11 protein-coding genes are annotated in these 22,813 nt (G+C 46.0%); 3 read left to right on the top strand and 8 right to left on the bottom strand.

Annotated elements, in window-relative coordinates:
- Positions 1-759 precede the first annotated feature (759 nt).
- On the bottom strand, positions 760-1,767 hold the full coding sequence (gene nadA / locus DXN04_RS09280; RefSeq protein WP_116853053.1) for a quinolinate synthase NadA: 1,008 nt from the start codon (positions 1,765-1,767) through the stop codon (positions 760-762).
- A 767-nt stretch (positions 1,768-2,534) separates the two neighbouring features.
- Between nadA and DXN04_RS09275 the strand changes: the two genes are divergently transcribed.
- Entirely contained in the window at positions 2,535-4,658 is a 2,124-nt protein-coding gene (locus tag DXN04_RS09275) for a peptidylprolyl isomerase (RefSeq protein WP_116853052.1), read from the top strand.
- Between the two features lie 97 nt (positions 4,659-4,755).
- Positions 4,756-5,259 (top strand): DUF2480 family protein, encoded by a 504-nt coding sequence (locus DXN04_RS09270; RefSeq protein WP_116853051.1) that lies wholly within the window; start codon positions 4,756-4,758, stop codon positions 5,257-5,259.
- An 87-nt stretch (positions 5,260-5,346) separates the two neighbouring features.
- On the opposite strand, the gene corA is transcribed toward DXN04_RS09270, so the two are convergent.
- Complete coding sequence (gene corA, locus DXN04_RS09265; protein ID WP_116853398.1) at positions 5,347-6,453, bottom strand: magnesium/cobalt transporter CorA; 1,107 nt, start codon at positions 6,451-6,453, stop codon at positions 5,347-5,349.
- A 648-nt stretch (positions 6,454-7,101) separates the two neighbouring features.
- On the opposite strand from corA, the gene DXN04_RS09260 reads away from it, so the two are divergent.
- On the top strand, positions 7,102-7,653 hold the full coding sequence (locus DXN04_RS09260) for a type 1 glutamine amidotransferase domain-containing protein (protein WP_116853050.1): 552 nt from the start codon (positions 7,102-7,104) through the stop codon (positions 7,651-7,653).
- 169 nt (positions 7,654-7,822) lie between these two features.
- Here DXN04_RS09260 and DXN04_RS09255 read toward each other — a convergent pair whose 3' ends face one another.
- The 6 genes from DXN04_RS09255 to gltB all read right to left on the bottom strand — a co-directional run bounded on the left by DXN04_RS09255 (position 7,823) and on the right by gltB (position 22,598).
- Complete coding sequence (locus DXN04_RS09255) at positions 7,823-8,206, bottom strand: septal ring lytic transglycosylase RlpA family protein (RefSeq protein ID WP_233525551.1); 384 nt, start codon at positions 8,204-8,206, stop codon at positions 7,823-7,825.
- A gap of 18 nt (positions 8,207-8,224) precedes the next feature.
- On the bottom strand, positions 8,225-10,522 hold the full coding sequence (gene tamL / locus DXN04_RS09250; RefSeq protein ID WP_116853049.1) for a translocation and assembly module lipoprotein TamL: 2,298 nt from the start codon (positions 10,520-10,522) through the stop codon (positions 8,225-8,227).
- 1 nt (position 10,523) lies between these two features.
- Positions 10,524-15,593: a translocation/assembly module TamB domain-containing protein gene (locus tag DXN04_RS09245; RefSeq protein WP_116853048.1), complete on the bottom strand. Its 5,070-nt coding sequence runs from the start codon at positions 15,591-15,593 to the stop codon at positions 10,524-10,526.
- 162 nt (positions 15,594-15,755) lie between these two features.
- A complete protein-coding gene (locus DXN04_RS09240) occupies positions 15,756-16,367 on the bottom strand; it encodes a hypothetical protein (protein WP_116853047.1) in 612 nt (203 codons plus the stop codon).
- A gap of 200 nt (positions 16,368-16,567) precedes the next feature.
- Positions 16,568-18,043 (bottom strand): glutamate synthase subunit beta, encoded by a 1,476-nt coding sequence (locus DXN04_RS09235; RefSeq protein WP_116853046.1) that lies wholly within the window; start codon positions 18,041-18,043, stop codon positions 16,568-16,570.
- A gap of 28 nt (positions 18,044-18,071) precedes the next feature.
- A complete protein-coding gene (gltB, locus tag DXN04_RS09230; RefSeq protein WP_116853396.1) occupies positions 18,072-22,598 on the bottom strand; it encodes a glutamate synthase large subunit in 4,527 nt (1,508 codons plus the stop codon).
- Positions 22,599-22,813 lie beyond the last annotated feature (215 nt).

Raw genomic sequence — 22,813 nt, 5'->3', positions numbered from 1 at the left:
CTGCTTTTATGAAGGCCCTGAGAATGAATTATACTATCTCCATTCCAATTACTAACATTTCCACACGATTCTCAGGCCCTTTATTCACGAAGGCGCTGAGAATTGGATGACATTAATACTCCTCTGGATAGTCAAATTTCATCGCAATTATAAAGCCTTCTTTTTTAAAGCCCCTGAGAATTAAATGGCCACTATCCTACCCGGGATCTGCGATTTTCATTAAAATCTCAGCCCCTTCATTCAACAATACTTTCACATTTTTATATAGGGTATTCCACATACAATGTTAACTACATGCCATATCATATTTGCCAGCCTTATACACATAGATGACGTGTAAGACAATTGTGAATAAGGTGAGTAAAATTGAATTTGAGCGCGCTGAGAATGAAGCGAGGTGGATAATGGTACGAGCACAATAATTCTATGCAATTCTCAGGGCCTTCATTTTTAATTTTAGTATGAATTTTCACATTTTGTGAATGGGCTGTGGATAAGCGGGAGTATAATCTGCATTTATGAAAGCCCTGAGAATTAAACGTACCCTCCCTACCCCTTGACAATGAAATTTTATTCAATTCTCAAGCGCTTCATTCAGGAAGGCTTCCACAATTTAATCCCATAGATATCCCCACTATTATATAATGTATAACAAAACTACGGGCCACTCATAGGCATAAAAAAAGCCCGGTTAAATGAATAACCGAGCCTTAGATTCAAATAATTAATTCGTAACTATTTGTATTTCAATATTTTAATTTACAAACCAGCCTGTGCACTAATCTCCAGCATCCTTTCAATAGGCTTTTTGGCTGCTATACGGAGTTGTTCGTTCATCGTTATTTCCGGGGTTTCATATTCCATACAGAGGTAAAGCTTTTCCAACGTATTGAGTTTCATGTGTGGACAGTCATTACAAGCACATGCATTGTTGGGCGGTGCAGGAATAAACGTTTTGCCCGGATTCTCTTTCTGCATTTGGTGGAGAATACCTGTTTCGGTCACAACGATGTACTCTTTTGCGTCATCTTTTTTCGAAAAGTTAAGGATCCCGGTGGTAGAACCAACGTAGTCTGCTATTTCCAGGACAGCTGCTTCACATTCCGGATGTGCCAGGATCTTGGCTTTTGGATGCCGGATTTTAAGCCGGGTGATCTTCTCCAGCGAGAAAATTTCGTGAACCATGCAGGCTCCATTCCAGAGCAACATGTTTCTACCCGTTTTTTTGGCCAAATAAGCCCCTAAATTCCTGTCGGGGGCAAAAATGATCGGCTGGTCCTTGGGAACGCTCTCGATGATCTTTTCGGCATTAGAAGAGGTACAAATGATGTCGCTGAGTGCCTTGATTCCGGCAGAACAATTGATGTAGGAAATAACCAGGTGGTCAGGATGTTTCTCTTTGAACTTGCGGAACAGCTCCGGAGGGGCGCTGTCGGCCAGTGAGCAACCCGCTTTCAGGTCAGGCAAAAGGACCTTTTTCTGCGGACTCAGAATTTTTGCGGTTTCGGCCATAAAGTGGACACCGGCAAAAACGATTATGTCAGCATCGGTTTTCGCAGCCTGCTGACTAAGTCCGAGACTGTCGCCGATGTAATCTGCTACATCCTGAATATCTGGTTCCTGATAATAGTGCGCGAGGACGATTGCATTTTTTTCTTTTTTTAATCTTTCGATTTCATCAAACAGATCCAAACGTGAATCGACCGGCAAATCCAAAAAACCTTTTCGTTGCAAATCTTTTTTTGCGATTTCGAGCTCCCTTATCATAACTATATTTATAATTTATTCTTTTTAAAAAAGAAAAACCCACTACTACTAGGGCTGTGAATATGGGGAAAGTAATTTTTGCCACCGTGTACAAATGTAGTTGTTATTCTTTTTGCCTGTTCTATTCACAGGAAATTAACAGCCAATTTCGGCCATAGCATTGATTTTTGGCACTTATATCCACATAGGTGGATTTCTCATTGCGTGAATATTTTGTTTGGGTACCCAGTATTAAAAAAATGTTAACTACAGGGTATAACAATCCACAAAACAGGCCATTTTTTCTTCAGACCAACATTTAAGGAAATAACAAATTTAGTTTTACGGTCACCGACCTCGGGTTTTTCAGAGGTTATTGAACAAAAAAGGTGGGTTTTTTAACAGGTCATGTGGATAAAACGAGCTCAAAAATTATTTCTCTATGCATTTCCCGTTTTTAGTTTTACTTTCACTTTTGTACACATTTCGATGTGAATCAGGAAACTGGACAATCTGAAATGTGAATATTGAGCCCTTAATTTCTTTAAGTGGTTTAAGCCCGAAATAAACGTCAGTAGCGGCACCTGGAAGTTAATTTCAGGGTGTATTCAACACTGTCTTTTTTAACCTTAATGTGGATAACCTGTGAATGAAAGATAAAATACCTATACCGTAATTTTCAATGAAACCCTTTACTGTATTGGGTTTGAGCCAAAAAAATCTGTTTTGTAGATACAGTTATTTTATTCTATTTTTGCTTTCCTTAAAAAATTTAGACTATATAATATATGTCAGTTATTCAGAAGATCAGGGATAAATATGCCGTGGTGATCGTAGTAGTGATCTGCGTGGCTATTGTCAGTTTCCTGCTGCAGGATGCCTTTTTCGGCAGAAATTCCATCATGCGCCGTTCTACTACGGTGGGTAAAGTCAATGGTGAAGAGTTAGATATCACCCAGTATCAGCAAATGATCCAGGATGCCGAGGCAGCTGCACGCCAGCAAAGCCCAACCGGTAATCTGAATGAACAGGTTCAACAGTATGCCCGTGAGCAGGCATGGAACCAGTTCGTAAGTGAGCAAATCATGACTGCCCAATATGATAAACTGGGTATTCAGGTAACTGAAAATGAACTGGTAGATCAGTTCAGTGGTAAAGAACCTAATCCAATTGTAGTACAGCAGTTCACAGACAGGAAGACCGGTCAGTTCGACCGTGCTGCTCTGCAACAGGCTTTGTCTTCTGTAGGTCAGGATCAGACCGGCAGAATGAGAACCGCGCTGAAACAAATGGAAAGCTATATTATAAGGTCAAGAATGCAGGAAAAATATATCTCCCTCATCAAGGGTGGTGTATACTATCCTAAATGGCTGGCCGAAGCCCAGATAAAAGATAACTCACAGTTTGCGAGCGTATCTTATGTATCTGCTCCTTATGCATCTATTGCAGATTCTACTATCAAGGTTACCGATAGCGAACTGAATACATATATTAATAACCACAAGGCTAACTTCAAAACTGAAGAAGGCCGTCGCGTAGATTATATCTCTTTCAATGCACTGCCTTCCTCCCAGGATACTGCTAATGCACTGAAAGTATTGCTCGATGCAAAAGATGAATTGGATACTACCGGTCTGGCAAATATCGAAAACTTCGTAAAACGCAATTCCGATATCCCTTACTTCGATGGTTTCGTTGCCAAGTCAGCACTGATGGTTCCTCAGAAAGATACCATCGCTAGTCTGCCAGTAGGTACCGTATTCGGTCCTTACTTCGACAACAACCTGATCGTATTCGCAAAAATGATGGATCGCAAAACTTTGCCAGATAGCGTAAAGGTGCGTCACATCTTAATTGCAACTGCCAATCCTCAAACTGGTGCAGGTCTGCCTGACTCAATTGCCAAGATCCGTATCGACAGCATCGAGGCAGCTGTAAAGGGTGGTGCAGATTTCAAAGCGCTGGCAGCCCAGTTATCTGACGATCCAGGTAGCAAAGACAATGGTGGTGAGTACGATGTAACTCCATCTTCTTCTTTCGTTACTGAATTCAAAGATTTCGCGCTGGATGGTAAAACCGGTGAAATGAAAGTGGTGAAGACCCAGTTCGGTTATCACCTCATTCAGATCATGAGCCAGAAGAACTTTGGCCCTGCGGTAAAAGTGGCTTACCTGGGAAAACCAGTAGAAGCGAGCAAAGAAACTGACAGTAAAGCTTATGCTGCTGCCAATGAATTCGCTGCTCAGAACCACGACGCTAAAACTTTCGAAAAGAGTGTTCAGGAAAAAGGTCTGAACAAACGTATTGCTGATAATCTCCGTCCTATGGATTTCGTAATTCCAGGTGTCGGCCAGGCACGTGAACTGGTTCGTTGGGCATACGAGGCTAAGAAAGGCGATGTGAGCAATGTATTCACTTTCGAAGATAAATATGTAGTAGCTGTACTGACTGGTATCCGTGCAGAAGGCACTGCCTCTCTGGATGAAGTAAGACCACAGGTAGAAGCACTGGTAAAGAAACAAAAGAAAGCTGAGCAACTGATTGCTAAGCTGAATTCTCCAACCAGCCTGGAAGCTGCAGCAGCTGCTGTAAAACAGCCACAGCTGAAAGCTGAAAATGTGAACTTCGCTACTCCGTTTGTTGAAAATATTGGCTTTGAGCCAAGGGTAGTAGGTGCTATCTTCAATAAAGCATGGGGTGTGGGTAAAGTAACTGCGCCTATCGAAGGTAATGCAGGTGTGTTTGTGGTGAAAGTAGATGGCTTTACCCCAAATACACAAGCTGTAGATCCACTGTCTATGGCTACTCAGTATGAGCAGACAGTAAAGGGTACCCTGGATCAGGGTGGTCAACTGTATGAAGTGCTGAAGAAGCTGAATAAGATTGAGGATAATCGTGCTAAATTCTTTTAAGGAAGAGTAATAACTGATGATATTTTAAGCCCGGGGCATTCGCCCCGGGCTTTTTTGTTTTAGAGAGGGTCATTTATTTATTTAGTAAATTTGATACATGGAAGAGATAGTAAATAAAGTAGCGCAAAGTGGACTCCTCACATTAGATCTGGAAGACTACTATCCTCAGGAAGAAACTGTTGTATTCGACCTGAAACAATATCTTTTTATGGAGATGATCCTGAAAGAAAAAGATTTCCGTGCCGCATTACAGGGATTAGACTGGGAACAGTATAGAAATAAAAACGTTGCTATCATCTGCTCTGCAGATGCCGTGATACCTTTCTGGGCTTATATGCTGGTGATGACTTACCTGGAGCCTATTGCAAATTATGCTGCCTTTGGTTCCAAAGAAGAAGTGTTTAAGACCCAGTTTATGAAGCGACTGAATGCAATAGACATGAGTGCTTATGAAGATAAGCGTGTAGTAGTAAAAGGTTGTGGGGATAAAGGTGCCGGCGAAGCGGCTTATGTGGAAATCACACGTTTGCTGCGCCCGGTGGCTAAGAGTATTATGTATGGAGAACCTTGCTCTACTGTGCCTATTTATAAAAAGAAATAGTCTTGCAGGTTTAAAAGAGATCCTCAGCGCCATTTTCCGGTTTCCCGGAAGAAATATTCACGCTGGATCATTTATTTAAAGAGCTGATCAGAACCACCCTCTTTTTCTGAAAAAGACTATCATGCCCACCAGCATGAGCACCATCGCACCCAGTACTACATAGTAGCCATCCCTGGTATGCAGCTCCGGCATGTATTCAAAGTTCATCCCGTAGATCCCCGCTACCAGTGTCAAAGGAGCCATCAGGGTCGTTACCACCGCAAGCACCTTCATGATCTCATTCATCTTCAGGTTGATCTGTGTATGGTACTGCTCCTGTACGTTTAGCAGTGCTTCCCGATAGTTCTCCGCCAGGTCATTGGCCTGTATGATATGATCATACACGTCTTTAAAGTATTTCATAGTCCGCTCATCCAGTAGCGGACTTTCGCTTTTCATAAACCCATTGATCAGGTCCCTCACCGGAGAGATAGCCCGCTTAAACAATAAAAGCTCCCTGCGCAGGTAATTGATCCTCGCCAGGGTACGAGTATTGGGTTGGTGCTGCACCAGGTCTTCCATCAGCTCTATCCGGTCTCCCAGTTTATCCAGGATCAGGAAGTAAGAATCCACAATTATATCCAGCAGGCTATAACATAAATAGTCCACCCCCGCACTACGGATCCTGGAATTGTCTATTCTGAGCTTTTCTCTTACATGATCAAATACATCTCTTGTAGCCTCTTCCTGGAAGGAAATCACATAGTTTTTACCTACCACAATGCTCACCTGCTCATACTCTATCGCTGCTGATTCTACATTGTAATAGGCCATTGGCAATAAGGCAAAAAGATGTGCCCCTATCTCATCCATCTTGGCCCGCTGCCCGATACTCATGATATCTTCTTCCAGCAGCATGTGTATGCCCAGTTTTGTGCAAATTTCATGAACCGTTTCTTTATTGATCCCATCTACATTGATCCAGGTAGCTTCCGGTGTATCAATGTATTTGAAAATCATGCGATGGTCTTCTCCAGAACTCTCTGTCACATGTACCGGTGTGTAATCAAATATTGTTACTTTCTCGCATCTACCCGGCGGGCGTGAAGCAGGGCCTGTCACCGGATTATAGTTCATAATCCTTTGCTTCTTCGCCTTGAATGGGTTCAGTACATCCGGGATGGGAATGGGTATGATGGACTTTGACTTACGCATGTTATAAATGTAAACAAAAAAACAGTTGACTTTTGGGCCTTTAAATCCGGTTGCAGACATCAGCAAGCCGCTCTTTTTTCCCAATAAACAGACCACAAAAAAAGCGCTTTGCTATTTAGCAAAGCGCTTTCAAAGATAATGGTTGTGCCTCTCTTTTTTTAAAAGGTACTGCCGGCGAACGTTCCACCGGCAGCCAAAGATTGGTTATTAAGATAGGATATGGAGACTAGGTAATATAATACTTCCGCTTCCGTAAATTATACGGAACAACAATAAACGTAAGTACTTGAAAAAGGAAATTACAAATAAAGAATGGGTAAAAAATTAAAAGTCAGCTCTAAACACATCCCACGACACTCACATTCCACTTGTTGTGATGGTATTTCTCGTCATTCTCAGAAGGTATATGGTTCACACTGATTGTCCTGCAAATAACAATACTGTCATAAGAATTCCAAAAAAAATAGAATAAATACTACAAAAATGTAAGGAAAATGAGTAACGATACCTGCATGTGAGTAAAAATGTGGACAACTCCTATGGGGAAATCATCCGTGCAAAGTCTGTCTGGTTGCGGGTGCCTAAAAGGAACCGTTTTTGTACTGGCATTAATAGCACTTAAACACCATCATTTTTAAAACATGAATTATGGAAAACAAGCTCAGTAATAAGAAAGTAGCTATCCTGGTAGCAGATGGATTTGAAGAGGTAGAATTTACCAAACCATTGGAGGCATTAAAAGATGCTGGTGCGGAAGTAGATGTTATATCCCTGCACGATGGAGAAGTGAAAGCATGGGCTGAAAAGGACTGGGGTAATAGTTATCCCGTTAACCTGACTGTTAGCAATGCCAATGCAAAAGATTATGATGCCCTGGTACTGCCAGGTGGTGTAATGAATCCTGATCACTTACGTGAAAATCAGGAGGCTGTAAACTTTGTAAGCGGTTTTTTTGATGATAGTAAGCCTATAGCTGCTATCTGCCATGGTCCGTGGACATTGATTGAAACAGGTGAGTTAAAAGGTAGAAGGGTGACCTCCTATCCTTCTTTAAAAACGGACCTGGTGAATGCTGGTGCCAACTGGGTTGATGAGGAGGTAGTGGTGGATAACGGACTGGTTACCAGTCGTAACCCACATGATCTGCCTGCTTTTTGCAGAAAAATGGTGGAAGAGATTGGAGAAGGTGTTCACGCCTGAGCAGGCATGTAAAAAAGAAAGTGGGCAGTAAAGGAGGGATTCCTCTTTGTTACTGCCCACTTTTTTATTGTTGCTTAGCGCTGGTTATATATTTAAGTAAATCTTTTTCGGGAAATGAAGCTCCGAAAAAACAGCATTTATAGTTAAGACTGTCTTTTTCCCAGGGTATTTATTTCTTCTTTTTATATTTTATTTCTACCTGTGCCACTCCTGTGCTGATCATCCCCAGTTTCTTTGCAGCTTTCTTCGACAAGTCTATTACCCTGCCTTCTGCAAAAGGCCCCCGGTCTGTAATGGTAACTTTTGCCGTGCGGCCGTTGGCAATATTCACCACCTTCACTTTTGTGCCGAAAGGCAATGTACGGTGTGCTGCGGTCATTTTGTTCTGGTGAAAGATGCTGCCACTGGCAGTTTTCCTGCCTTCAAACTTGTCCGCATAATAAGATGCTTTTCCACTTTCTGTAATTTTCCTGCTACAGGAAGAAAATAAAATCAGCATCGCGCTACACAGCACGAGCAAGGTCCTTGAGTGTTTCTTTGTAATCATAGGCATATTGCTAAGTTAAACCAATTAGAACGGATAACCGATCGCAATATTCAGAATCAAATTCTCCTTGCGCCAATCCGGATCCCCGAACTTAACATCCTTCATCACCCATCGCTCGCCCTCTGGCAACCACGGTTTTCGGAGAGGGAAGGCCAGATCCAGACGTACTACAAGAATAGATGCATCCACACGTAAACCTGCACCCGCATCTACTGCGATCTGACTGAGAAATCTACCGGTGCTGAACTGACTTCCCGGTTTTTCAGGTATCTCTTTCTTGAGCCAGATATTACCGGCATCCAGGAATACTGCTGCGTTGAAGATACCAGAGAGATGTGCACGTATCTCGGAGTTGTATTCCAGTTTCACATCACCGGCTTCATTGGCCAGGTACTTACTGCTGGTATCCCGATAGCTACCAGGACCCAGGGTTCTGGCACGGAAACCTCTCAAACTACTGCTACCACCTATAAAGTACTGCTTCACAAAGGGTAAGGTGCTTGAGTTACCATACGGCATACCATAGCCTGCAAAAATCCTGTTTACCCATGTCAGTCCCCTGCTTAGTTTCCAGTAATGACGTATATCGGCAGACAAACGAATGTACTGTGCAAACGGGCTACCTACTATGGTTTTCATGCCGGTATCATTCCTGGGAACAATCAGGCCTGCCAGATTACCGGAGTAATCAAGGTTGCCATTCATGTAGAATGTATGGATCTTATTGGAGGCCTTATTGTCATAAGTAATATCATAGCTGCCACCCAGGATGAATTGCTTCTCTATCGCTGCCCGCTGGCTGGGATCATACTTTAAGATACTGTCATATCCTGTTGTCGTTTTGGTAGGCAGTACATAAGTAACGGATACAGGTGCCCACTTATGTTCCAGGTATTGGGTCTTGCGCCAGATATACTGGAACTGGAAGTTATATGCATTCAGATTGTACAACTGGCTCCGGCTAAACAATTCATAGCTCACACTGATGCGGGTGCGTGGTACATACGGTGTATGCACATTCAGATTCCAGAATGGCTGATAGAAACGGGGAATAGTCACCGCCGCTTCTGCCTTCAGGTTATATCCATTGCCGCCCACTGCCGTGGATGTTGCCTTACCCCCTACCTGCCATTCCAGACCACCGGAAAGTGAGATCTCCAGCAGATCAGCATAGTGCAGCCAGTTACGGTTCTTGGCGGTTATCTTTAATTCAGAGCCTGCAAAGTTGTTAGACTTGGAAGTACCTCTCAATTCGGCAGATAAACTGCGTCTTGGGTACGGTGTGAGATAGAAGCTGGCATTGAGCCTGGAACTATCTCCCCTCACCTGCCGGAACTGTCCTTTTACAAATTTGAAGGTACCAAGGTCAGTGAGGCGATGCAGGGTAATGTCATGATTACTTAATCTGTACAGGCTATCCGGTTTCAGGAAGACCATGCGGTCAAATACGCTGGGTTTGAACTTCTTAGCCGAGTCTATGATGCGGAGACCATTGTATAAAACCGGTGTACCTCTGCGGGCCATTGAATCCTGATCCAGCGAATAATCGGGGTACAGCGTGATGTTCTTCATTGTGTACGGCCGCTTTGCCTGTGGCGGTGTTTCGGGTTTCACTTTCAGGTACAGATCTACCATTCCATTATTGGTACTATCTACTTCTACCAACAAATGATCTACAGTAAAGTAATAGTAGCCCTGATCTTTCAGGATATTATTGATCCTCACTCTTTCTGCCTTGATACTATCCAGGCGATAAGGGCGGTTGATCTTCAGAGAGGTATTCTTGTATGCTGCAGCAATAGCTTTACCCAAATCGCTGCTGTCAGTTTCGTAAGTTACACTCTTGATGCGGTAGCGGTGATTAGGAGTCACTGTATATACACCGGATGCTTTTTTGCTACCTGAGGTTTTTATCTCTGAAGTAACAAGTGCCTGGAAGAAGCCATTGTCTACCATGTATTGTTCCAGCACATTGGCAGTATAATCGGGTTTAGCTGAACTTAGCAGCACGGGAGCCTCTCCCAGTTTATTGCGAAGCAGGTAATTGAGGCCTTTCCCTTTAGGTTTTTTGCCCAGGTTATAGAGCCAGAGCCGAATAGGCATGCCCAGGAATTTTTTGTTAGGTTTCGGCCTTACGCTGCTTTCCAGACTGGCTTTGAGCGTACCATAATCCCTGGGCTTTTTGCCATCCCACTTTACGGTCGTACCTGTATACAGGCGATCGCCTTCCGGTACAGACTTAGTCGTACTACACGCATAAAAGCCCATGGCGAACAAAACCGCCAGGACCGGGGAAGTTATATGTCTATAGCTTTTAACCATCTTATTTCTTAGTACTGGTTTTCTTCTGGGTACGGAGTTTTTCAGTTTTCTTTTCTTTTTTCGCCCGCTGGAAGATTTCGCGGAAATTGTCGTAGTCCATAATCAATGCAAAGGCGACACCGGTTTCTACTACCTGACCTTCAATCACAGTAGTATTATCCTGACGTTGATACACCCTTACCCTGTAGCGGCCATCACGGGTTAATTTATATTCTACTGATACATCGCCAACCAGGGAGCTTGGATTTGCCTGTGATTCACCTTCCAGCATCACATTGGAACCAATGGATACAGACAGGCGATCGTTGAAGAGGCTCTTGGATGCGCCTACTTTCAGATTAGTAGTTTGCTGTGCAGAACCGGAAGAATAGTCTTCATCTGATTCCAGGTCGAAGTTCAGGTCAACTCCTTTGATTAGGTTTCCTGCCAGGTTATTCAACTGCTGAGAGAGGATCTTACTCACACTTTGCCGGGCCATGTTGCTTACGCCATAATCACTACTACCCTCGCCAGCCATTGGATCTTCAGGTATAAAACTATTCAGCACCAGCAGACCCATTACCTGTTTGTTCAGTTCAGAAGGTATCTGGTTAATCTGCTTGATACGGTTATACACACTACCACTGAATGCATTTTGTTCTGCCTCCGGCATATCCAGTTCAAAGGAGATGTCTGGTTTGAGCAGATTGCCTTTGATATGGAGATATACATAGAATGGTAACTTCTGTTTGTATTTGTTTCTATCTGTTTGTGAGAGATTGGTCAGCTGATCGGAAACGAGGTCGGCCGCCTGTGCATTCACGGTATATTTTGCTGTGATATCCAGGTCTGCGTCGGTGGCATCGCCGCTAAAGGTGATCGCACTTCCTTTTTCAATGGAAAAAGAACGTTTGATCAACTGGTTCAGGGACATTTCGTACTTACCTTCTGAGATTTCGTAACGACCGGTAAGGCTCATTTTACTACTTGCGTCCAGGGTAGCATTGATGCTGGCTGTACCTTTTGCCTCTACAAAGTCTCCATTCACAGGGTCGATGATGATCCGGATGGTGGATTGAGGTGTGATTTCAGCATTACCGGAGAAGTTGATGCCTTTTAGTCTTGGGTTTTCCAGCTTGGTGCTGTCTACCATTTTCACGAACGAAGAATCCAGGGGATTGTCTTTGTCTACGAAAACAATTACCCCTTCCCTATTCGCTACACCCGGTTCTTCAGATGGCAGGGTCACAGTTACGCTCGACTTATCACGCAGCTTCACATAAGCATCTACCCTCGGCAGATCCAGGTTACCCCTTATTTTGATACGGGTATCTACGAATGCAGGCCCGTAATACATTTGCTGAGGATCGACCTGTTTACCCAGGATCATGAAGTTGTCCGAGTTGATATTCAGGTTAAAATTATAGTTGGAATAGTCTTTTGTATTGATCCGGCCGTCCAGTATCAGCTCATTCTGCAGACTATCTGCGATCACAAATTTGTTGAACTGCACGCCTTTTTCATCCAGCACAATGTTCTCATCCGGCATGGTGATGCTGGCACCTACATACGTGATGGTACCACCTGCATCATTGAAGTGCAGGTTACCGGTAGCCTTTGGATTGTCTGTAGTACCTGTGATTTTAAAGTGACCATCAGCTGTGCCATGCATGCGGTTCATATTGCCAAAAGTGAATGACTCCAGCGATTTCATATTCAGCTGGTTAATGTCCACGATGGCATTGATAGTAGAATCGTAGGTCCCTTTTACCTGCAGGTCGTTGTCATTGCCTTCAAGACCCATATTCAGGCTATACTGCTTTGCCTGTGGAGTTGTTACTTCTGCCGTGAGAGTACCCAGATTAGAAGCACGGAAGGTAAGACTATCTACTTTGAGCTTTGAACTGATCAGCGGTGACTGATCCAGGTTACGTATAGTGGCATTTGCATTCAGCACGCCATTGGCCAGTAAGGTATCGGCAGCCAGCAAAGCAGTGATTGTAGAGAGCTTGAAATTCTGGATATGAGTTTCAAGCGTGGGCAGTTTGCCACCGGCACTGCTGCTATCAGAATTTGTCTGGATGGCGATGGACTGGTCATTGTAGGACAATTTGATGTGTGCTGTATCCGGTCCGCCATTGTGAATATGGATGCGGTTATTCTCATCCACCTGCCATTGCTGGCGATTGAGCAGCAGGTCTGGTTTCAGGGAGAGTGCCAGCGCATTATCCGGCAGGAACTCCACGAAACCGCCGACTTTATATTTAGGATTGCGTTTCAGATCATCGAGCAACAGGTCCCAGTTCACCCTTCCCGCCGTAGCAGCTGCTGTGAGGGAGGTGTGATACAGGGGCATTACTTTATGATGCACATCCGCAAGCGATACCTGTGCCTTGAGGGCAGTGTCTGCAATGTGCGCAGCAATGGCCAGGCTATCCAGCAAGATAGAATCGTAGCTCAGTTTGGGTAGTGCTGCATTGAGTACCAGCAGACTACTGTCAGAGTTCAGACGACCACTTACCAGTAATGGCTTTTCCATGCGCAATGTCGGTGCCATCGCCTGGAGGCTGCGCGGGAAAGTCAGAGAAGCATCCCATGCCAGGACCTGACCAGCAGGCAGTTTTACCAGTTTTGCACTATCATAAGGACTCAAAGGCTTGTTGATAATCTGCCCAAAAGCAGGGCCGACCTTAGTATAATCTATATTACCATTGGCATTGATATAGCCAAAAGGACCTGTGAGGTTCAGGTACTGCTGGTCTTTGTACTGGGCCAATAATGAAATCGTATCCAGTACGAAGACCTGTCCATTTGTGGCAAGCTGCCAACCCGTGAGGAATGCATTACCATCGAGGCGGCTGGGTGTCAGGCTGCTGAAATCCAGGTCCATATTGCCTTTCAGTTCGAAAGGATCACTGTATAGATGCGTAGTGTACAGATCTGCACGTACTATCTGGGCCTGGGCTTTCAGGGATTGGAGAGTTGTATCGTTCAGGGTACCGTCTGCATTAAAGGTGAGGTTGATACTGGAATCATTGCTCTGGCCTTCGGCATGCAGATTCTGCTTATCGATGTTGGCTTTAATGCTTACATCGTGGTAGGTATACCTGTTGTAAGTAGCTTCGTTGATGTGGGCATCTGCTTTGGCAACGATACCGGGGAAGGCATATCCCTGGCCGGAAGCCATGGCACGACCACTAATCCAGCCGATGCTCGTATCGTACAGGAAATATCCCGGTTGCACACGGAATGAGGCAAGGTTCAGGTCATAGCTGCTATGGATACTATCCATAATATTCACAAGATGGGCAGTCAGACTGGCGTTTGCGGCATTACTCTTCAGGTCCAGCTTCGTTTTCATGTCTTTCATACCTCCGAGGAAACTACCTGTTATGATCATCTGCTCCGGTAGTCTCGGGGTATCCGGCATGGTACCCGGGGGCAGCCATGAACGGAGTGCTTTATTGCCGGATAGGATATATAGTGAAGGCAGGTTAGCATATAGGTTATTTACATCAGTCACGTGGCCGACTTCTCCTTTTGCCGTGATACGGTTGCCTTTATTGTCAGTGAGATTGAGTGTTTCGATCATCAGTTTGCCCAGGCTGCCTTTGAGGGAGGTGGTCAGGAAGATCTCCTTATCCCAGAGCGGCTTCATGGAAGGGTTCTTACGACTATCAGGCACAAAGGGCAGGAACTCGCCCAGGGTGATATGGGTGGAGTCCAGGTTGGCCTGGAGCTGTAGAAGATCCAGGTGCTCAGAAATTGTAGACCAGTTAGGGGCGTTTAACACAATCTGTTTACGTAGGATGCTCCGGTTCGTTTCGAGCAGGAGATTGTGCAGGGCGATGGTGGTAGGTGTATATAATACATCGAAATGACCCTGTTTGATACCGAATCCTGACTTATCCTGCACGGAGATTCTGTGCAATACGGCGCTGAGTGTGTCAGGATTATAATTGATATTGCCTATGTGGGCAACGAAGTCCTTCAGCAGCAAGTGATTATAATCGGGGTCCTTGCTACCGGCACCTCTCGGGGCTGGTGCGATATTATTATCATACCGCATATTGATGTGATCCAGTTCGGCTTTGGTAGCCAGTACTCTCCAGGTATTAGGAGCGCTGCTATCTGCCGGTGCCGGAGCGGAAGTATCTTTGGGGACATTCATTGTCAGCGTACCCCCGGTATGCTGGATGGACAATTCCCCTACCTGTATCAATGTAGAGTCGATGTCCATGCTGGAATTGAGAAGCTGAAGTTTACCTATTTTCCAGCCGGTGCTCAGGCCACTACCCTGGTCAGCGTAGAGGAAAGAGCTATTCTGAATTTCTAATTTCTTGAGGATGAGGTGGAATGGGGAACTGGCTGTATCGTCGACTGGTGGAGGTGCAGAAGCTGCCAGGACTTTAGGTCTGTAATCCTGGGTAAAGAACCCTCTGAGGCCATCAATTTTCAGTCCTCTTACAGAATAGAGTCCCTGGTTGACCAGCAGGTCGTCGGGGTCTACATGCAGTTCCTGGAAGGTGACTACAGCAGTCATGCCTCCGGGTGCATCGGCGTAGCGAAGGGCTACATGTCTGAGGCTAACATCTTTGATGAGGAACTGAAGTGTAGTACCGGTTTTGGAGCTAACAGTATCTGGGATGGTGTCTTTAGTCACAAAGGCATCTACGATAAACTGGTAGTTAAAAGCGGAGTCTCCGGTATTGCGGTAAATATTTGCAGTCAGGGAATCCCATTCAAGACCATTAATTCGCAATTCATTGTTGAGAAATGCCAACAGATTGTAGCGAACCTTCAGGTTTCCGGAGTAAAACAATGCCTGTTTGGAAGTATCTGCTACGTAAACGTTACGTAATTCCAGGTACTGCCATCCGCGTACGCGGAGATAGCCGATACGAACAGTTGTATGCAATTTTTTCTGGAGATATTGCTCTCCCTGCCGGCGGATGTAATCCTGTACAGGTTCAAGCTGTAAAACCAGTACAGCCATCACCGGTATGATCAGCAAGATCAGAATTCCCCATAAGAGCCAGCGCCACCAGGGCCGGCCATGATGTTTTTCGTCGTTAGTTGCGGGTGCTGTCATTTAAAAGGATTACATAGAAAATATTGAGTTAAAACGCATTAGGCGGACCCTTGTTTAAACAAAGAGTTGTTAAACAAAATTTATACCTAGGGAGGGAAGATTAATTAAAAAAGCCCTTTTACCGTCAGTAAAAGGGCTTTTTATGAGTATTTATGGGTGGAATTACCAATTAGGTGTGTTCCGTTGATTGAATTTCTGGATGTAGTAGATGAGTCTTTCCTTGTTTTTAGGATCCTGGTAAAACTCCCGTGTTAAAGCAGTATCCTTTGGAAGGATATATTTCTTCATGTTGTATAGAGTAAGGCCATAGATGGTGCCGGTGGCAAGATTAATCACCTTTTTGGTGACTACGGCTGGCGGGGTATTACTGAATACCATGCCGGCAGTGGCACTGTTGGGGGTGGAGGTGGGAATGGCGCGTACCTGGTAGAGGCAGTAGTAGCCGACTTCTTCAATTTTCTGAAGGCCATTGTCCCTGACGTACAGGTTGTTGCCATCACAATAGCCCCAATATTTTTTTACTTTATGTTCTTTGCCGGTGCTGTCAACAGCGTAAAGTTCATTGGGTGCGGACAGGAGGTAGAACTGGGCGGCGGTGGTTTTGCCTTTGATGACGATGTTGCCGGTTTCGGAGGGTTCGTTGTTGCGGAACTCTTCGAAGGATTTGTAGATGCCTTTATTGTATTGGTGGGTGTCGTAGATGGTATGGCCGATCTGGGCGAAGGTGGTATGAGTAAAGCCTGCGCTGAGCAGGAGGAATAAAATCTTTTTCATGGTTAACAAAAATAAACAAATTGCCGGTGCCTTTGACACGGTCAATATGTTTAAAAGAAAAGGCCGGGTAAAGACCCGGCCCGGCTGAAGGTTACAACAAAATCTAAACCTGCTTATGAGAATCTTCATTACTAATGTGTGTTTGTATCAATCAGCAGGTTTGAAAAAAAGATACGCACATTCACATCAAGATTATGTGTTTACACTGCCAATGCTGGTAAAGAAGCGTCTTTGCTTTCCAGGTGGGACACGCCCATCAGGAACTCATCTACTTTACGTGCGCACTCGCGGCCTTCGCTGATCGCCCATACCACCAGGGACTGTCCACGGCGCATATCGCCTGCTGCGAACACTTTAGGTATAGATGTCTGGAATGCCTTCTCTCCTGCTTTCACGTTGCCTCTCTCATCTTTTTCAACTCCCAGGTCGTCTAAGAGACCGGTATGTTGTGGGTGCAGGAAGCCCATGGCCAGGAAAGCCAGTTCGCATGGAACTTCTCTTTCTGAGCCAGGTACTTCTGTAAATCCACCAGGACGACCATCTGCGCCCAGGCTCCATTGCAGATCTACCAGTTTCAGTCCTTTCAGGTTACCGTTTGCATCTCCTACAAACTCTTTGGTACCTATTGCCCAGTGGCGGTCAGCACCTTCTTCGTGGGAAGAGGATGTTTTCAGCACCATTGGGTAGGTAGGCCATGGCATATAAGGAGTACGTTCTCCCGGCGGCTTAGGCATCAGTTCTATCTGGGTGATGCTTGCAGCGCCATGACGGTTGGAAGTACCTACACAGTCAGAGCCGGTATCACCACCACCGATCACTACTACGTTCTTGCCGGTAGCGAGGATATCTTCACCGCTTACTGGGCGGTTGCTAACGCGTTTGTTCTGCTGTTTCAGGAAGTCCATTGCATAGTGTACACCTTTCAGCTGACGGCCAGGAATATTCAGGTCGCGGGGGATGGTGGAACCACCAGCCAGTACGATCGCATTGTATTCACGGAGCAGGTCGTTCACGCTTATGTTTACACCCACGTTGGCATTACACTGGAAGCTTACGCCTTCTTCTTCCATTACTTTCACGCGGCGGTCGATTACCCATTTCTCCAGTTTGAAGTCAGGGATACCGTAGCGGAGCAGGCCTCCGGGTGCATCATCTCTTTCGAATACGGTTACCTGGTGACCAGCATAGTTCAGCTGAGCGGCAGCAGCCAGGCCGGCAGGACCGGAACCGATAACTGCTACTTTCTTGCCGGTACGTACGCGGGGCGTTTTAGCCTGTACCAGTCCTTTGTCGAAAGCGATTTCGATGATGTGGCGTTCGATTTCTTCGATCGCCACAGGAGGTTGATTGATGCCCAGTACACAGGCACTTTCGCAAGGCGCAGGACAGATACGTCCTGTGAACTCAGGGAAGTTGTTTGTGCTGGTTAAGATTTCATATGCTTCTTTCCAGTCTTTGTGATAGACTGCATCGTTGAATTCAGGAATTACGTTACCCAGCGGGCAACCGCTGTGACAGAATGGAACACCACAGTTCATGCAGCGCGCAGACTGTTCATTCAGCTTGGTATCTGAAAGTCTTTCTACGAATTCGTTATAGTTCTGGACTCTTTCCCGAGGAGCTTTCTTTCCAGGCAGCTCTCTTGTAAATTCCAGGAATCCTGTTGGTTTGCCCATGTTGGTTGTCGTTAGATTGTTAATGTTACTACTTCTCTACCTTTTCCTTTGCTTTGGAAGCGGTCAGCACTGCTTTGTATTCTTTAGGGAATACTTTCACAAAGTGACGCAGCTGGTTTTCCCAATCTTTCAGGATGAACTTAGCTACAGTACTGTTTGTGTAAGCGTGGTGCTTGGTGATCAGGTCGTGCAGTGCGGTAGCGTCTTCCTGGTCCAGCGGATCGAGGTCGATCATCTCCTTGTTGCAACGGCCGGCGAAATTGCCTTTCACATCGTATACATAAGCAATACCACCGCTCATACCAGCGCCGAAGTTACGGCCGGTTTCACCGAGGATGACAGCCCTGCCACCGGTCATGTATTCGCAACCGTGGTCACCCACGCCTTCGGATACAATGGTAGCACCTGAGTTACGTACACAGAATCGTTCACCTGCTTTACCACGGATGTAAGCTTCACCGGAAGTAGCGCCATAGAAGGCTACGTTACCAGCGATGATGTTTTCTTCCGCTTTAAAGCCTGCTTCAGCATTTGGATAAAGGACCAGTTTAGCACCGGAGAGACCTTTACCGAAGTAGTCATTTGCTTCACCTTCCAGTTCCAGGGTTACACCTTTGGTGTTGAAAGCCCCGAAGCTCTGGCCGGCAGATCCAACGAATTTGAAGTGGATCGTATCTTCCGGTAAACCTGCGCCCTGATAGCGTTTAGAGATCTCATTGCTCAGGATTGTACCTACGGAACGGTCAGTGTTCTTAACATTAAATTGCTGGAATATTCTGGTCTTCTTGTCGAGGGCTGCCTGTGCAGCTTTCAGCAGCTGCCAGTCAATCACTTCGCTGATACCGTGATCCTGTTCTTCTGATTTGAACAATGCTGTTGTTTCATCAGCTGGTTCTTTGTACAGGACCTGAGATACGTCCAGGTTTTTATATTTCCAGTGGGTGATGTTCTCACGTACCTGCAGGCAGTCAGATTGACCTACCATTTCATTTACGGTACGGAAGCCCAGTTCAGCCATGATTTCACGGAATTCTTCTACCAGGAATTTGAACAGGTTCACTACGTTTTCAGGATCGCCGTTGAAGCGTTTGCGCAGTTCAGGATCCTGTGTCGCTACACCTACAGGGCAGGTGTTCAGGTGACATTTACGCATCATGATACAGCCTTCAGCCACCAGAGCAGCAGTAGCTACACCCCATTCTTCTGCACCCAGCAGGGTAGCGATAGCGATATCGCGGCCTGTTTTGAGCTGACCATCTGCCTGTACAACTACGCGGCCACGCAGCTTGTTCTTCACCAGCGTCTGGTGAGTTTCGGCCAGACCGAGTTCCCATGGCAAACCAGCATGCTTGATAGAGCTGATTGGAGATGCACCGGTACCGCCGTCGAAACCAGCGATCAGGATAACATCTGCTTTTGCCTTGGCTACGCCGGCAGCAATGGTACCAACACCTGCTTTAGACACCAGTTTTACGCTGATGCGGGCAGCACGGTTAGCATTTTTCAGGTCAAAGATCAGCTGAGCCAGATCCTCGATAGAGTAGATATCGTGGTGAGGAGGCGGAGAGATCAGACCTACACCTGGTGTAGAGTGACGTACTTTCGCGATCCAGTCATCCACTTTATGGCCGGGCAGCTGGCCACCCTCTCCGGGTTTAGCACCCTGTGCCATTTTGATTTGTAATTCATCTGCATTAGTCAGGTAGTTGCTGGTCACACCGAAACGTGCACTTGCTACCTGCTTGATTGCCGAGCGCATGCTGTCGCCGTTAGGCAGCTTCTCATAGCGCAGTTCATCTTCACCACCTTCACCGGTATTGCTCTTGGCACCGATACGGTTCATAGCGATCGCCAGGGTAGAGTGTGCTTCGTGAGAGATAGAGCCAAAGCTCATAGCTCCTGTAGCGAAGCGCTTGAAGATGCTTTCAGCAGATTCCACTTCATCTAGGGTGATAGACGGACGGTTACGTTTGAAAGTGAAAACGCTGCGGAGTGTAGCTGCTTTTTCGCTCTGGTCGTTCACCGCCTTGGAATATTTCTTGAAGATACTGTAGTCGCCCATGCGGGTTGATAACTGCAGCAGGTGGATAGTAGTTGGATTGAAGAGGTGGAACTCACCTTTTCTCTTCCACTGGTAGATACCACCTACACCCAGGCGGGATACAGGTGTTTCTTTACGGCCATAACCCATCCAGTGTTTAGCGAGGGTTTCGCGGGCGATCTCATCGAGGCCCATACCCTGGATACGTGATACTGCACCGGTAAAGTATTTATCTACTACCTGACGGTTGATACCCAATATTTCGAAGATCTGTGCACCCTGGTAAGACTGCAGGGTGGAAATCCCCATTTTGGAGAAGACTTTCAGCAGGCCATCGCAGACAGCCTTGATGTAATTCTTCTTCAGTTTGTCAACATCATATTCAGTTTCCAGTTTGCCATTCAGTTTCAGATCACGGATCGTACTGAGTGCCAGGTATGGGTTGATTGCGGTGACACCGAAACCAAGCAGGCAGGCAAAGTGGTGTACTTCCCACACATCACCGGCTTCCACGATGATACCTACCTGACCACGGTATCCTTTGCGGATGAGGTGGTGGTGTACGGCAGAAGCAGCGAGGATAGAAGGGATAGCGGCGTGTTCGGAGTCGATCGCCCTGTCGGAGAGGATGATTACTTCATAACCATCTTCCACTGCATCTACAGCGTAGCGGCAGAGACGTTGCAGACCTTTCTCCATGGAGCCGGGTTTACCATCGGCGCGGAAGTAAGTTTGCAGGGTCTTTGCCTGGAACAGACCTGTATCGATGCTACGGATCTTTTCCAGCTCGTAGTTGCTCAGGATGGGGTGACGCAGGGCCACACCATGACAGTGCAGGGGATTTTCGTCCAGCAGGTTGCCATTGTTACCTACATAGGTAGCCAATGACATTACCAGCCTTTCGCGGATTGGATCGATAGGTGGGTTAGTCACCTGTGCGAACAGCTGCTTGAAGTAGCTGGTCAGGTGCTGTGGCTGATCGCTCAGCACAGCCAGGGGAGCATCCGTACCCATGGAGCCGATCGGCTCTTTACCATCCAGGGCCATTGGGGCGATGATGGTGTTCAGGTCTTCAGTGGTATAACCGAAGGCTTGCTGGTATTTAAAGATCTGCTCTGGTTCCAGGTGACTGAAAGTAACGCGTGGTTCAGGCAGTTCTTCGAGACGTATTTTGTATTTATTCAGCCATTCACCGTAAGGTTGCTGAGAGCAGATGTTCTGTTTCAGTTCCTCATCGCCGATGATTCTGCCGGCTTCCATGTCCACAATGAACATTTTACCTGGTTGCAGACGGCCTTTTTCTTTAATATTTTTAGGATCTACGGGCAGTACGCCGGCTTCGGAAGCCATGATTACGCGATCGTCTTTGGTTACAACGAAGCGGGCAGGGCGCAGACCGTTACGATCCAGGGTACCACCGATGATTTTACCGTCTGTAAATGAAATACAGGCAGGGCCATCCCATGGTTCCATGAGAGAAGCGTGGTATTCGTAGAAGGCTTTTCTTACCGGATCCATGTCCTCATTGCCATCCCATGCTTCAGGGATGAGCATCATCATTACATGAGGGAGGGAACGGCCGGTGAGCAGCAGGAGTTCTACTACGTTGTCCAGGCTGGCGGAGTCAGACTGACCTTCTTCGACGATTGGAGACAGCATGTCCATTTCTTCCTGAGAGAAGTATTTGGATACGAAGTCTTTTTCGCCGGCACGGAGCCAGTTGAGGTTACCCTTGAGAGTATTGATCTCACCATTATGGGCGATGTAGCGGTAAGGGTGAGCAAGTCTCCAGCTTGGGAAGGTATTGGTAGCGAAGCGAGAGTGGATCACTGCGAAGGCAGACACCATTTTCTCATCACTGAGGTCAGCATAATAATGACGTACCTGGTAGGTAGTCAGCTGACCTTTATATACGATCGTTTTAGTAGAGAGGGAGGCAAAGTAAAACAGCGCTTTTTCCTTAGGAACGGTGTTCCTGACGGTTTTGGACACATAATTACGGAGAACGAAGAGTTTGCGTTCAAATTCGTCGTTGTCGGTGATATGATGAGGACAGGCGATAAATACCTGTTCAATTTCAGGTTCTACTGAAAGGGCGCTTTCACCGATGCCATCGGGACGAACAGGAACTTTACGATATCCAAGAATATCGAGGCCAAGTTTCTCCGCCGCCCGGGCCAGGATCTCGCGGCATTCTTCTCTCCATCGTGGTTCCTTTGGAAAGAAGACCATACCCACACCATATTTACCAAATTCTGGCAGACTAATGCCAATTTTCAGACATTCGTCGTACAAAAACTCGTGCGGGAGCTGGATCAGAATCCCTGCCCCGTCACCGGTATTTTGTTCACAGCCACATGCACCGCGGTGTTCCATATTTTCCAACATGGTAAGCGCATCCCGGATGATCTGATGCGATTTACGGCCCTTAATGTGGACAGTAAAGCCTGTTCCGCATGCATCATGTTCAAAATCCGGGTGGTACAGTCCTTGCAATTGCTTCACTTCTTGCATTCGTTTAGATTTTTTGACCTTGGCACACACTTCACCCCTTCTAAAGGTGCGGTGGAGGTACCGTAATTGTTTCGGGAACGGTATAAAGATACTAAAGGAAGCCGGTATTTTTTAGTAAAACATGCGTATAACACTAAAAATTTAGAAAAGATTAAAAAAGTATAGGCTATTGTTAGAATATAATAAGAGTGGGCGGTGAAAGTGAACGTATTTTA

Origin of the sequence: Chitinophaga silvisoli (assembly GCF_003412465.1) — a bacterium.
GTDB lineage: Bacteria > Bacteroidota > Bacteroidia > Chitinophagales > Chitinophagaceae > Chitinophaga > Chitinophaga silvisoli.
The sequence above is the reverse complement of the archived record's forward strand: the minus strand, read 5'-3'. Positions and strand labels throughout refer to the sequence as shown.